The sequence below is a fragment of the Rheinheimera soli genome (assembly GCF_021290985.1).
Lineage (GTDB): Bacteria > Pseudomonadota > Gammaproteobacteria > Enterobacterales > Alteromonadaceae > Pararheinheimera > Pararheinheimera soli.
On record NZ_JAJOYU010000026.1, the window covers coordinates 1 to 13,348 of the forward strand.

A 13,348-nucleotide genomic window follows, 5' to 3' on the forward strand; every position below is an offset into this window, starting at 1 on the left:
ATAAAAAAACAGTGCAATTTAATCAAATCATTACTCCTACACTTTGTGTGCTCTGTATATCTGACCGCAGCTAAAACCTGTGTTTTAGCCACCCAACCTAAATCGATAAAGTCTTGCCGCATTTGTGCCGATCCTGTATAAATTTCACTAACAAACAACTGATCTAGTTCAGATATTTATCGTAGGCCTGTAATGAGTACTTTACAGCAGCGGGCCTTGGCTCAAATCCCACCATTATTAACCCACTGAGGTGAACCATGACTCTGGTTAGAAAACTTGTTTTTGCTTTTGCTGCTATTGTGGCTTTGGTGACTTTATCTACCTTAATTACGTTAAATCAACTAACTAAAATGCAGCAAGCTGTAGAGTTGAATAACCATACCTTTGAAGTGATCCGCACCACCAACAGGTTGTCTGAAGATTTAGTGAATATAGAATCAGGACAGCGTGGTTTTATTATTACCGGCGATGAAAGCTCATTGCAGCCTTATCACCTCGGCAAAACCGGAGTGGAAACAGAATTAAAAGATTTACTGCAAAAAACTGCGGATAACCCGGCACAACAACAAAGTTTAAAAACTATTCAAGGCCTGTATACCGATTGGCTAACTCAAGCTATTGACCCAAGCATCAGCCAGATGAAAGCAGCAGGTACAGATACCACAGCACGCCAGGCAGTGCGCGAGTTTATACGCACTGGGGTTGGCAGAGAGTTTATGGAACAACTTCGTCTGCATATGGACACTTTGCAGCAACGTGAACGTGATTTGCTGGAGAGTCGCAGTCAGGAGGCAGCAGAAGCCAAAAATTTTGTTTTCGCGACCTTAATTATTGGCGGTCTGGTTATTTTAGTATTCAGCGCTCTGATCGCCTTGTACTTAAAAAATACCTTACAAAACCGTCTGCAAGTGGCCAAAGATTTAGTCTCCGCAGTGGCCAGCGGCAAACTAAACAATACAATCGACAGCAGTGGCGGCGATGAAGTGGCTGAATTGCTGCTGGCTTTAGGCAAAATGCAAACTCAGTTACATCAATTGATGAGCCAGATCAAAACCGCAGCGGCAGATTTAAGCGGCGCCAGCTCCACCGTTGCCAGCACGACTGAACAACTTTCAGCCTCAGCTGAAGAACAATCACGAGCCTCTTCATCTATTGCAGCCGCAGTGGAAGAACTCAGTGTCAGTATCGATTCTGTTTCTGCCAATGCCAGCGAAGCTCAAACCATTGCAGGTAAATCAGGCCAGCAAGCACAACAAAGCAGCAAAGTGATTAATGACACAGTGGCCAGTATGGAACGTATTGCCCAAGTAGTGCGTTCAGCCTCAGGCCGCATTGAAGAGCTGGGTAAACAATCCGAGCAAATATCTTCTATTGTCAATGTGATCAAAGGCATAGCTGATCAAACTAACTTACTGGCACTGAACGCCGCCATTGAAGCAGCGCGGGCTGGTGAACAAGGCCGTGGTTTTGCGGTAGTTGCAGATGAAGTACGTTTACTGGCGCAGCGCACCACTCAGTCCACTACTGAAATTTCCGGCATGATTGACGTCATACTGAATGGTACTGTGGATGCTGTAGGCCAGATGAGTACTGGTGTGGAGCAGGTGAATATGGGGGTAGAACTGGCCGGACAGGCAGGACAGGCTATTGATATTATCCAGCACAGCTTTCAACAGGTGGTCAGCGTGATTGAGTCGATTTCACTGTCATTGCACGAGCAAAATTCAGCCAGTAACGAAGTGGCAGGCCATATTGAACGTATTGCCACTATGTCAGCGCAAAACAGTGAAGCCACCCGCCATAACAGCGAGGTAGCACACGAGCTTCGGAATTTATCTAACGGACTAAATAGCGCCGTATCACGTTTTACATTGTAAAACAGCAGAGACTCTGCTGAGGGTTGTACGCAGGAAGAAGCAGGTAAAGCAGATTGCTTTTATTGCTTCTTTTTGCTAACAATCAATGTATTAGCATTAACAAGGCAAGTACAGAATGAAGCGTCTGATTCAGCTGAGTTTGTTTTTGCTGAGTTTTTCTTTGCCAGCTGAACCATTACGTATTGTCAGCAGTGAGTTTGTGCCTCACAACGGCGAACAACTGCCCAATCAGGGTTATGCCATTGAACTGATCAGGGAGATTTTTGCCACTCAGCAGCAGGAAATACAGATAGAATTTTTACCCTGGCCCCGCGCTTTACTTCAAGCCAGGCAGGGCGAAGCTGTGGCTCTTATTAGTGTCTGGTTTGATAGTGAAAGAACCAGCTATCTGCATTACCCTACGCCGCTTTACACCAATTACATGAAGTTTTACCACAGCAGCACAAAACCCATCAGGTTTACCGAACTGGACCAACTGGCCAAAACGCCTTTGCGATTAGGCGTAGTTCGTGGCTACAGCTACCCTCAAGCCATAAAAACTCTGCCTTTTGAATGGGTAGAAGTAAGCACTGATCTGGAATCGTTAAAAATGCTGGCCTTGGGTCGGGTAGATTTGGTGATTTGCGAACAAATGGTTGCAGAATATTTACTCAGCACAGAACTTTCCGAATACAGTGCTCAGCTTAGCTCGACAGGCCCTATAGTAGAAGCCCGGCCTATGTACCTTGCATTTTCAAAAGCACATCCGGACTCAGAGCGAATGCAGCGCAAGTTTGAACAAGGCTTACAACAACTCAAGCAGCAACGCAGACTGGAGCTGTTACAACCTGTTTATTAATAACAGCACCGTTTTCATAGCCGTTGAAACAACACCAGATGATCCAGCTCCAGCTTAATACCAATGCGACTTTGCAGCTGATGGTCGTGATGGCTCGGTGCTAAACAATACACCTGCTCTGCCCCTTCTAATTCCAGACTATACAAAATATGCGAACCACGAAACGACTTCCCTACCACTTTGGCGGTAAAACCACTTTCGTCGTCATGCACTATATCGTCCGGCCTGACCAACAGATCCACAGTTGCACCCGATGTAAATTCCGATTCTGTTTGGGTAAAGACACCTAAAGCTGTGTACACCTGATGGTCTGCCAATACTTCGCCTTTTAACAAAGCGCCGTGACCAACAAAGTCAGCAACAAATCTGTTAGCAGGCTGATGGTACAACTCATAGGCACTGCCCCACTGCTGCAGTTTGCCATGTTGCATCACGCCTATCTGATCGGCCATCGCAAAAGCTTCAAACTGATCATGAGTCACCATCAAAGCACTGATGCCACGCTGTTTGATAATGCCACGAATATCCTGTGCCAAAGCTTCACGTAAGTCTGCATCTAAGCCGGAAAAAGGCTCATCCAATAGCAAGACTTCGGGCTCTGGCGCTAATGCACGGGCTAAAGCCACCCGCTGCTGCTGACCACCAGAGAGCTGATGCACATAACGATCGCCGAGAGTGGGCAAACCGACTAAAGCCAAAAGATCTGCCACTATTTGTTGCTGCTGTGCTTTTGGCTTTTTCTTCACACCAAAAGCTATATTTTGCGCCACTGTCAGGTGTGGAAAGAGCGCAAAGTCCTGAAATACCATACCAATACGGCGCTGCTCGGGATTAATCAACTGATCAGGCTTTGACAGAACTACACCAGCCAATGCAACGGATCCTGTTTGCACAGGTTCAAAACCTGCAATAGCTCGTAATAAACTGGTTTTACCGCAACCTGACGGCCCTAACAAACAGCCTATCTGGCCTTGTTGCAACGTTAAGCTGACATCTTTGACCACAGTGGCCGGGCCATAAGCTATGGAGACCTGTTCTAATACCAGCATTTACTTGGCACCTCTGTTTGAACGATCCAAAGCACGGGACAGCAGGATCACCGGAATTAAACCTATCAGTACTATGGCAAGGGCTGGCAAAGCCGCATCGGCCAGCCGCTCATCTGAAGCCAGCTCGTAAGTACGTACCGACAAAGTATTAAAGTTAAAAGGCCGCAATAATAAAGTGGCTGGTAACTCTTTTAACACGTCAACAAACACCAACAATAAAGCACTCAATACCGACGCCCGCAATAACGGCAAATGCACACGCTTTAACACCCCAACTGGGCTTTCGCCTAAACTGCGGGCGGCGTTGTCCATCGAAGGCGTAATCTGCATCAGGCCAGCTTCGACACTATGCAAAGCTACAGCAATAAAACGCACCGTATAAGCCAGCACCAGCGCCACTAAAGTGCCGGACAACAATAAACCAGTGCGAATGCCAAATTGCTGCTCGGCCCACAGATCAATGGAATTATCCAAAGCCGCCAGCGGCAACATCACACCTATAGCTATCACTGTGCCGGGCAAGGCGTAGCCCATTGAAGCGATACGTACAGGCAAAGCTAATGACCAGTGGCCGGATAAACGTTTGGCATAAGCAAAACACAAGGCCAGGCTGGCAGTGACTAAAGCTGTTAAGGCCGCAAGAGAAAAGCTATTAATTAAAAGCTGAATAAAGTCAGGCGAGAATAACTGATTTAACCTGTCACTGGCCCAGCCTAGCAGCTGCAACGCTGGCAAGACAAAACCTAAAAGTACAGGCAATAAACACAGCAACAACAAAGCTAATCCTGCTACACCTGTCAGTGGCTGACGGGTGGGTTCCTGCTGTTTTTGGCCTTGCTGATAAAACTTCAGTTTGCGTCTGGACCACTGCTCCAGATAGAGCAGTAACAACACAAAACTACACAACAGCGCCGACAATTGCGCAGCGCCAAGCTGATTGCCCATCCCAAACCAGGTACGGAAAATACCAGTCGTAAAAGTGGTGACACCAAAATACTGCACAGTGCCATAGTCGGCCAGAGCTTCCATCATCGCCAGCGCTGCTCCGGTTAATATAGCTGGGCGAGCCACAGGCAAAGCCACTTTCCAGAAATGCTGACGTGGCGTTAAACCTAAAGTGCGGCTGGCTTCAAGTAATGAGCTGGATTGCTGGCGAAAAGCAGTGCGAGCCAGCATATAAACATAAGGATAAAGCACCAGCGACAACATCAGAATAGCGCCAGGCAAAGAGCGGATTTCCGGAAAATAATAATCGCCGTACGACCAGTCAAACCAGAGCCGCAGCTGGCTTTGCACAGGACCGGCAAAATCTAATAAACCTGTATAGCTGTACGCCATAATGTAGGCAGGTATCGCCATAGGCAGCAACAATAACCACTGCACCACAGAGCGACCGACGAACTGATAACGCGCAACAGTCCAGGCCATTAAAGTACCTATGCCAGCGCTTAGCACGCCCACACCCAAAGCCAATAGCAGGGAGTTAGTGACATAGTCGGCCAGCACTGTATCAAGCAAATGCGCCCAAAGTTCGGGCTGAGGAGTGAGCAAAGATCCAAGCACGACCAGCACGGGCACAGCCAATAGCAAGGCAAATACTGTTACAGTCCGGCTGAATAACGGGCTCGTCAAACGAAAGTTGTCCTTCTCAAAAAAACGTTACTCTAAGAAAACGTAGGGGCGACCTTAATGGTCGCCCTTCTATCAGTAGCAAAATGGGTACTCAGGCTAAAATCACTTCCAGCCTGCTTTGTCCATCACCTGAATAGCCTTAGCATTCAGTTCGCCTAAGGTCGACAATTGTAACTGGTCTGCCTTAAATTGCCCAAAAGATTCAAGTCGTTGGCTCCACTTTACACCCTGCACTACAGGGTACTCGTGGTTCACTTCAGCGTACCAGCTTTGTGCTTCAGGTTTCACCATATATTCCAGCAACTTCACTGCTTCAGTTTTATTTGGTGCATATTTAGCCACACCAGCGCCAGAAATATTGATATGAGCGCCACGGTCTTGCTGATTTGGCCAGAATACCTTCACAGCTTCAGCGGCGGCTTTATCATTAGCATCATCAAACATACCACCTAAATAATAGGTGTTGGCAATGGCGATATCACAAACACCAGCAGCAGCTGCTTTGATCTGATCGCGGTCACCACCTTTAGGTGGCTGAGCGAAGTTTTTGACAAAACCATTGGCCCAGGCCTGAGTTTTTTCTTCACCCAGCTGAGCGATTAAAGCAGCAACCATCGACTGGTTATAAATATTGTCAGAAGAGCGGATGCAAATTTTACCTTTCCATTTTGGGTCAGCCAAATCTTCAACTGTGCTTAACTGCTCTGGTTTTACTTTACCCGGTACATACATCACTGGGCGGGCGCGCATAGTTAAACCAAACCACTGTTGCTGTGGGTGGCGTAAGCTGGCCGGAATAGCATCGGTCAACAACTTAGAATCCACAGCCTGAAACAAGCCCTGAGTTTCAGCACGGTATAAACGACCTACGTCAGTGCTGATCAATACGTCAGCCGGGCTGTTACGGCCTTCACTTTGCATCCGGCTGATCAGTTCATCCGGCTTACCGGTGATCAGGTTTACTTTAATACCTGTTTCTTTGCTGAATTTATCCAGCATTGGCTTGATCAGTTCTTCCTGACGGCCAGAATACACATTCACTTCTGCTGCCTGAGCTAAAGCAGCTGCAGACAAAGCCACTGCAACTAAAGATTTTTGCCACAATTTCATCGGATACTCCGTTGAGGTTCACTGAAAGTTGCCGCAGTATAGCCACAAACAAGAACTATTCTCAAATAACAAAAGCAATTTTGCTGCAAATTGTCGCTTTAAAGGGTTAAACCGTACCCGCTGAATTCGTTATTTATACGCATGGAGCGGACTATATGCAGACACAGCTTGTAACAAGAGTTGGCACAAATTGAGCTGCAATTTGTTGCTGATGCAGGAAAACTACTCTAATTTGGACGCTTAAGCTGGCAAGCCCAGACAAACTGCTGTTATTTGTTAGCGATCTATTTGTTATTTATCCGGAGCTGGTATGGCACCTGAAATACAAGCAAAATTTGCCACCTACCCTTTAGAGGCGCAAAGGCAGCTTGAATATGTGCGCGGCCTGATTTTTGCTGTGGCAGCAGAAAATGCCTTGGGCAAAGTGGAAGAAAGCCTTAAGTGGGGTGAAGCCAGCTACCTGGTCAAAGGTGGCAGCACAATCCGAATAGACTGGAAAGCAAAAACCCCGGCTGTGATACACATCTATTTTCATTGCCAAACTAGTCTGGTCGAAACCTTCAGAGAAATATACCGGGATGAATTTAGCTATGAAGGACACAGAGCAATAATGCTGCCGTTAAATGCTGCAATAAATGAAGGACCATTGAGCCATTGCCTGCAGCTGGCATTGAAATACCATAGCCTGAAACACCTTCCGCTACTTGGGGCCTGATAACTGCTCTTCATTAGCTACTAACAAACACTGTCAAAAAGCAGCTCATCGCTGTTTTACTGCGCTTAAGCACAAAGGATCTCAGAAATGAAAAAATACATGGTTATTGAGAAGTTTAAACCTGGTTGTATCGAAGCTAATTATGAAAGATATAACAGCCAGGGTCGTATGTTCCCTGAGGGTCTGCATTATTTGAATTCCTGGGTCAATAGGGAGCTGAATGTCTGCTACCAACTGATGGAATCCAATGATAGTGAGCTTTTTTATCAGTGGTTTAAGAAATGGGACGACTTTGTTGATTTTGAATTAGTGCCGCTCGATTAATTCAGATATCGGAAGTCACTCAGGCTTTAATTTCAGCACCTGATCATATAAATCCTGCGCTTGCTGATTGGGAATAGCGGCCAGCGTTACTGTGCCATTGGCCGTACTGAATTGAACCTGCACCAGGTGCTGCCGATGGAAAAACAAGGATTGCACTAGCTGTACTTTTTGTACCTGCCGCAGCGGCAGTACCTGCCAGAACTGGCCAAGGCCACCATGCCACAAGTACAACACCTGATCCTGCACACAGAATCCATGCCAACGACGGTAGGCCCACAGATCAGTCAGCAGCCACAATACGGCAGCAAGTAGCACCAGAGCACCAGTGCTGAAAGCGACAACTCCGGTTTGCCACAGAACAACAAAGAGCAAACTCAGTAATACAGCAATAATGCCCCTGATCAACAATAAGCGTTGGAAATAAGCAGGCACATAACGCTGCAAGGGCAACTGCTGAATGTCAGACAAAGCTAAAAGCTGCTGTGCCCGTAATTGCTGATTAATGTCATCGCCAGTTTGCCCCAACAACACAAACTTACTGCTCTGTTCCTGAGAATTAGTAAAGCCATGAAAAACCAGTGAGAAATGACCAAAAACACGGGCCAGCCAGGGCTGCCGGACTGTGAGCATTTGCACTCGTTTTGCTTTGATCCGCTGCGACTTTTTCAGCAAAGCCCCCTGGATCAGCTGTAATTGCCGCTCATCGCGTAAAAACCGCTGAGGATAGAGCCAAATCAAGGTCATCAGCAGCAACACCAACCCAACCAGCAGCAGTGCACTCAGACTGACCACTAGTTGCAGTTCAAAGCTTTGCTGCAACCCAGATTGTTGCAACACCTCACGGCCCTGCGCAAACAGGCGTTCAAACAGCTCATCGTCCAATTGCGACTGTGCCGCGCCCAAGACAGCCACCAAAGGCAACCACAAATGTTTGTTGTATAAGGTCGCAAGCCAGATCCGAAAAAATGGCGTGGAAGGCACTGTCTGCTCAACCTGCACATCCCCTTGCAACAAAGCAAGTTGCTGTGACGTCACGCCAGTCAGATAAAACTCTTGTTGCTGACTACCAGCACTATCCAGACTCACTGTAAAAAGCTGCAGCGGCCGGAAGTAAAAAGGTTGCTGAACTTGTAGCTCCTGAATACGCGATTGCGCCAACAGCAAATGTTCTTTTTGCAGCAAACCGCGCCGTAATTCTATACCCTGGCTCGACACCCGAAACTGGGTGTAGCGCCAACTCAGCAACGCACTGCCCAGAACCAACAGTGCCAACGCCGAGATCCAATAGGGAGCATAAGTCTGAAAGCTACCACTGAAAATCAAATAAGCACCACCAATGATCACAGCAATCCATTGCTCCACAGCTTTTACCAGCAGCGGCACTAGTGCCCAGATGGAACTGCGCTGCCAATTTTCAGCTGTGGCAGGCTGTTCTGGCATCTCAGTGTTCAGCATCAGCATCTCCGCGCGGGATCAACAGACTAAGCTGCTCACTCAGCGCCTGTGCTACGCCATAGTCGATATCAGCCAGCGCTGCTTCCGCATCCAAACCGCCTGCTGTATAGACTTTCAGAGTGGCCAGAGCAAAACGTTTTTGCAGTGGTCCCTGGCTGATAGTGACATGCTGCACCCTATGCAACGGGATCAGCGCAGCTTTGCGCCAGAACACGCCGGATTGCAGTAAAAAATCCTCTGTGCGCAATAAAAATCGCGTGTGCCGGATGTCCAGTGGTAACCAGAACCAACTGGCCAGAAATACCAGTCCTGTCAGGCCCCAACAGAGTTGCAATAACAAAAATGGCCAGTCTGAGCTCCACCACCACTGTGTAATAAGTAATGAGACCACCACAACCAGTAAAGTCAGCAACCAGCGCCAGCGCCTTTTGGTTAACGCCTTTGCAGGCAACAACAACCACTGATCAGGCAAAGGACCGGACAAACATTGGTCGTCCAGAAACCCGGCATCAAGCAGTTGATTGGTCATGGCAAAGCCTCCTTATTCTTAGTTGCGCCAGCATAGCGCAAAGGCATCGAGCAAGGCGAACCTCTATTGTAAATATTCATTTATAAGCTGTTTTTGATAAATTCCACCAGCTTAGGGATATTGTCTCTGGCACTCCGGCCTGCACCTATCAGGGTTGCAGAACCCGGGCTTGCCCAATCGCCGTAACCAAAACACCAGACTCGCGGCTCCTTGACTGATTGACCATCCTGCACCAGTACTTTACCGTTTTGTTCCAGAATATCTAAAGCAGCAAGATGGCTAAGCTCAGGCTGAAAACCAGTACACCAGACCACTGCATCAACAGCTTGTTCTGTGCCGTCCTGCCATACCACGCCAGTTTCGGTAAAGTGACTAAACATAGGTTTAGTGCGTAATACACCACGCTCTCTGGCGGCTTTCACCGGAGGCACCATGACAATATCGCCTATACCGCCCACAGGCTGATCTGTGGCCTGGCCTGTGATCCTCGCCGTTGCGCGTTCAAACAATACTCTGCCATCTACTTCATCAGGCAAAAATTTAGGTTCTTCTCTGGTCACCCACAGTGCTGTTGCCGCTTCATCCAGCTCAGCAAAAATCTGTGCGCCAGAGTTTCCGCCCCCCACTACCAGCACTGTTTTACCGCTATAGTGTTCTGGCCCCTTATAAAACGCAGAATGGCATTGCTCTCCCGAAAAGATCTGTGCGCCAGCCATCGCGGGAATAACAGGATGACTCCAGTTGCCAGTGGCGCTGATCAGCGTTTTAGCTAACCAGCTGTACTTGCCATCACTGATTTTTAGACAATTATGTTGCACATCATGCACTACAGTTTTGACCTGATGAGGGCGATAAACCGGCAACTGATAGTGTTTTTCGTAACGCTCCAGATAAGCGACAACTTCATCCCTGTGTGGGTAGTTTTCTGTTTTGCTTGTAGAAAATAAAGTACCGGGTAAGGAGCTGAACAGGGCAGGCGAAAATAAACGCAAAGAAGGCCAGGTGTGATTCCAGGCACCACCGGCGTTGGCCTGATTATCCAGAATAATAAAGTCCAGACTGGCCCTTCGCAGATAATAGCCAGCCGACAAAGCCGCCTGCCCACCGCCGATAATTACTACATCAAATATCTTAGTCGCCATCCACTGCTCCACTTCCTTTAAAACCAGTTGGTTAAATCGCGGTTTGATTCACCCGCGCCATCAGTTCTTCTGCAGATTCTTTTCGCTCTGAATACCGGTTGGTTAAGTAGTCACTGCGATCTCGCGTCAACAAGGTGAACTTCATCAGTTCCTCCATCACATCGACAATACGATCGTAATAAGGTGACGGCTTCATTCTGTTGTTGTCATCAAACTCCATAAAAGCTTTTGCCACTGAAGATTGATTGGGGATGGTCAGCATCCGCATCCAGCGCCCGAGAATACGCATTTGGTTCACGGTATTAAAAGACTGAGAGCCACCACAGACTTGCATCAGCGCCAGCGTTTTGCCTTGAGTTGGCCGAACTGCACCTATGGATAACGGGATCCAGTCAATCTGAGCTTTCATCACACTGGTCATAGCGCCATGACGTTCTGGCGAACTCCAGACCATACCTTCACACCACTGAGTTAATTCACGCAGCTCCACTACTTTCGGATGGGTTGCATCTTCAGCATCAGGTAAAGGCAAACCTCTGGGATCAAAAATTTTTGTTTCAGCGCCCATCTCCTGCAGTATTAATGCAGCTTCTTCCGCAGCTAAGCGGCTAAAAGAGCGTTCGCGCAGCGAGCCATACAGCAACAGAATGCGGGGTTTATGCTCAGCAGGCTTATCAGCAAACAGCTGTTGATTGGATGGCAAGGCAAACACACCCTGCTTAATATTGGGTAGATTACTCATCACTCTCTCTTTTTATTCAGGTTTTAGCTACAACTGCCAAACTGTTCTGCAGATTTTTGTAATGGGCAACAAAGCCCGTCTGTCAGATTTTCGCTTTGATACTGCTGCCCAATAGCAGACAAAAACTGGATCAGCGACTGCAGGCTTTGAATACTCAAGGAATAACAAATGCGTGGATGCTCAATTTCTCCCACCACAATGCCCGCCGTTTTAAGAATACGCAGGTGCTCAGACACAGTAGATTGAGCCAAAGCTAATTCGTGAGTAATTTCACCACCGATACAACTGCTGCGGCTTAATAACAAGCGCACTATTTGTATACGGGCTGGATGGGCCAAAGCTTTTGCTATAGCAGCTAACTCTTCATTTGATGCCTGCTCTGCCGTTGATTTTTGTATTGTGTTCAAGCTAAAAACCACCATTATCGTTAATCGACGATTAACGAACGATAAGCTTCATTTTGCCCGCTGTCAAATAGTAACTGTCGAGAAAAACCAGGCGGCATCCACAAAACAATCATTTGACATACGAAAAAACATATATATGATCCAACGCATATCCTACAGGAGCATATGATGTCTAAACCACATTTGATCTTCATCTGTACTGAGAATTCAGCACGCTCATTGATGGCTGAAGCCATTGCAAAACATAGCTTTGGCGATCGTTTTGAAGTGGCAAGCGCGGGAACATCGCCGCAACAACCCGATCTCCGGGCACTGGAAGCAATTAAACGTCATGGCTTGTCTGTAGCAGGACTTCGCTCAAAATCACTGGATGAGTTTGCAGGGCTGTCTATTGATTACGCCATTATCCTTTGCAGCAAAGCAAAACTCGAATGTGCTGATGGACTTAATGCTAAAAAAACCATGGCGTGGGATTTCCCCGATCCTAAACTTGGTGCTTCAGATAAAACCTATGACACCACAATGCATGAGCTGAGTGAACGTATCAAAATGTTTGTGCTGCTTTATGACAAAGACATTTTGAATAAAGAGCAGAGAGTAAGTTAATGCAGCCATTGGAGTTTTTTAAATTACTGGCAGATGAAACCCGCCTGCATTCCGTTCTTTTGATTGCACAGGAAGGGGAGCTTTGTGTCTGTGAACTGACCACAGCACTGAACGAAACCCAGCCGAAAATATCACGCCATCTGGCCATGCTACGAAAATCGCAGGTTTTGCTCGACCGCAGACAAGGTCAATGGGTGTTTTACCGTATTAATCCAGCCCTTCCGGACTGGGCGAAACAAAACATTACTCACACCCTTGAACAAAATACAGCTCTGGTCCAGCCCTTAATGAGCAGTCTCTGTTCCATGGGCGACAGACCAGAACGAGCAGCAGCCTGCTGCCCTTAGCATCAGGCTAATTGGGTGTGAAAGGCGAATCACCACCAGTGACACACTGTTATTTAAACGCCAAAGGTAACTATGAATATTCTGTTTTTATGTACCCACAATTCCTGTCGCAGCATTCTGGCCGAGGCTATTACCCGGCATCTGGTTGTGCAGCAAGGTGATAACAGCGCTGTTATGGTTGCCAGTGCAGGCAGTTCTCCACGAGGTTTTGTTCATCCTTTAACTTTGCAGTACCTGTCGCAATGGTCGGTTGATACAAAAAATCTGCAAAGTAAAAGCTGGGATCATTTAACAGATTTTAATCCGGATCTGGTGATTACTGTGTGTGATCAGGCGGCAGGTGAGTCCTGCCCCGTCTGGTTTGGTCGCGCAGTCAAAGGCCATTGGGGTTTACCAGACCCAACCAGGGCCGGTCTTTCCCCAGCGCAAATTGATAGCGAATTTAACTTATTGTTTGATGTACTGATCAAAAGGTGTGAAGCGCTTATTCAACTGAAACAGCCTGATCCGTCAGCCGTTGCAACTATCGCACTTTCTTATCCTTTATAAATCACACGTTTCAAACCAGAGGCTTA

15 protein-coding genes are annotated in these 13,348 nt (G+C 47.3%); 7 read left to right on the forward strand and 8 right to left on the reverse strand.

Features of this window, described 5'->3' with window-relative positions; all coding sequences use genetic code 11:
- The first annotated feature begins 257 nt into the window (after positions 1 to 257).
- Both LSG37_RS15925 and LSG37_RS15930 read left to right on the forward strand, forming a co-directional pair.
- Positions 258 to 1,877 (forward strand): methyl-accepting chemotaxis protein, encoded by a 1,620-nt coding sequence (locus LSG37_RS15925; RefSeq protein WP_233080798.1) that lies wholly within the window; start codon positions 258 to 260, stop codon positions 1,875 to 1,877.
- Positions 1,878 to 1,992: 115 nt separating this feature from the next.
- Complete coding sequence (locus LSG37_RS15930) at positions 1,993 to 2,715, forward strand: substrate-binding periplasmic protein (RefSeq protein ID WP_233080799.1); 723 nt, start codon at positions 1,993 to 1,995, stop codon at positions 2,713 to 2,715.
- Positions 2,716 to 2,729: 14 nt separating this feature from the next.
- Here LSG37_RS15930 and LSG37_RS21440 read toward each other — a convergent pair whose 3' ends face one another.
- The 3 genes from LSG37_RS21440 to LSG37_RS15950 all read right to left on the reverse strand — a co-directional run bounded on the left by LSG37_RS21440 (position 2,730) and on the right by LSG37_RS15950 (position 6,506).
- Positions 2,730 to 3,764 carry an ABC transporter ATP-binding protein gene (locus LSG37_RS21440; protein WP_366515568.1) on the reverse strand — a complete coding sequence of 345 codons (1,035 nt, stop codon included), beginning with the start codon at positions 3,762 to 3,764 and terminating at the stop codon, positions 2,730 to 2,732.
- Positions 3,765 to 5,396, reverse strand: a complete 1,632-nt coding sequence (locus tag LSG37_RS15945; RefSeq protein ID WP_233080800.1) for an ABC transporter permease — start codon at positions 5,394 to 5,396, stop codon at positions 3,765 to 3,767.
- Between the two features lie 102 nt (positions 5,397 to 5,498).
- Entirely contained in the window at positions 5,499 to 6,506 is a 1,008-nt protein-coding gene (locus LSG37_RS15950) for a Fe(3+) ABC transporter substrate-binding protein (protein ID WP_233080801.1), read from the reverse strand.
- 310 nt (positions 6,507 to 6,816) lie between these two features.
- On the opposite strand from LSG37_RS15950, the gene LSG37_RS15955 reads away from it, so the two are divergent.
- Both LSG37_RS15955 and LSG37_RS15960 read left to right on the forward strand, forming a co-directional pair.
- Positions 6,817 to 7,221 carry a DUF1801 domain-containing protein gene (locus LSG37_RS15955; protein ID WP_233080802.1) on the forward strand — a complete coding sequence of 135 codons (405 nt, stop codon included), beginning with the start codon at positions 6,817 to 6,819 and terminating at the stop codon, positions 7,219 to 7,221.
- An 87-nt stretch (positions 7,222 to 7,308) separates the two neighbouring features.
- A complete protein-coding gene (locus LSG37_RS15960; RefSeq protein ID WP_233080803.1) occupies positions 7,309 to 7,545 on the forward strand; it encodes a DUF3303 domain-containing protein in 237 nt (78 codons plus the stop codon).
- A gap of 15 nt (positions 7,546 to 7,560) precedes the next feature.
- Here LSG37_RS15960 and LSG37_RS15965 read toward each other — a convergent pair whose 3' ends face one another.
- The 5 genes from LSG37_RS15965 to LSG37_RS15985 all read right to left on the reverse strand — a co-directional run bounded on the left by LSG37_RS15965 (position 7,561) and on the right by LSG37_RS15985 (position 11,820).
- Positions 7,561 to 9,000 carry a PH domain-containing protein gene (locus LSG37_RS15965; protein WP_233080804.1) on the reverse strand — a complete coding sequence of 480 codons (1,440 nt, stop codon included), beginning with the start codon at positions 8,998 to 9,000 and terminating at the stop codon, positions 7,561 to 7,563.
- Positions 8,987 to 9,529 carry a PH domain-containing protein gene (locus LSG37_RS15970; RefSeq protein ID WP_233080805.1) on the reverse strand — a complete coding sequence of 181 codons (543 nt, stop codon included), beginning with the start codon at positions 9,527 to 9,529 and terminating at the stop codon, positions 8,987 to 8,989. The genes LSG37_RS15965 and LSG37_RS15970 overlap by 14 nt, the downstream gene beginning before the upstream one ends.
- A gap of 80 nt (positions 9,530 to 9,609) precedes the next feature.
- The gene (locus LSG37_RS15975; protein ID WP_233080806.1) at positions 9,610 to 10,671 is read right to left on the reverse strand and encodes an ArsO family NAD(P)H-dependent flavin-containing monooxygenase; all 1,062 of its coding nucleotides are present in this window, start codon (positions 10,669 to 10,671) and stop codon (positions 9,610 to 9,612) included.
- Positions 10,672 to 10,702: 31 nt separating this feature from the next.
- Entirely contained in the window at positions 10,703 to 11,413 is a 711-nt protein-coding gene (arsH, locus tag LSG37_RS15980) for an arsenical resistance protein ArsH (protein ID WP_233080807.1), read from the reverse strand.
- Between the two features lie 23 nt (positions 11,414 to 11,436).
- The gene (locus tag LSG37_RS15985; RefSeq protein ID WP_233080808.1) at positions 11,437 to 11,820 is read right to left on the reverse strand and encodes an ArsR/SmtB family transcription factor; all 384 of its coding nucleotides are present in this window, start codon (positions 11,818 to 11,820) and stop codon (positions 11,437 to 11,439) included.
- A 168-nt stretch (positions 11,821 to 11,988) separates the two neighbouring features.
- On the opposite strand from LSG37_RS15985, the gene LSG37_RS15990 reads away from it, so the two are divergent.
- From LSG37_RS15990 to LSG37_RS16000, 3 genes are all read left to right on the forward strand, one after another.
- Positions 11,989 to 12,426 carry an arsenate reductase ArsC gene (locus LSG37_RS15990; protein WP_233080809.1) on the forward strand — a complete coding sequence of 146 codons (438 nt, stop codon included), beginning with the start codon at positions 11,989 to 11,991 and terminating at the stop codon, positions 12,424 to 12,426.
- Entirely contained in the window at positions 12,426 to 12,773 is a 348-nt protein-coding gene (locus LSG37_RS15995) for a metalloregulator ArsR/SmtB family transcription factor (protein ID WP_233080810.1), read from the forward strand. The genes LSG37_RS15990 and LSG37_RS15995 overlap by 1 nt, the downstream gene beginning before the upstream one ends.
- A 72-nt stretch (positions 12,774 to 12,845) precedes the next feature.
- Positions 12,846 to 13,322 (forward strand): arsenate reductase ArsC, encoded by a 477-nt coding sequence (locus LSG37_RS16000; RefSeq protein WP_233080811.1) that lies wholly within the window; start codon positions 12,846 to 12,848, stop codon positions 13,320 to 13,322.
- Positions 13,323 to 13,348 lie beyond the last annotated feature (26 nt).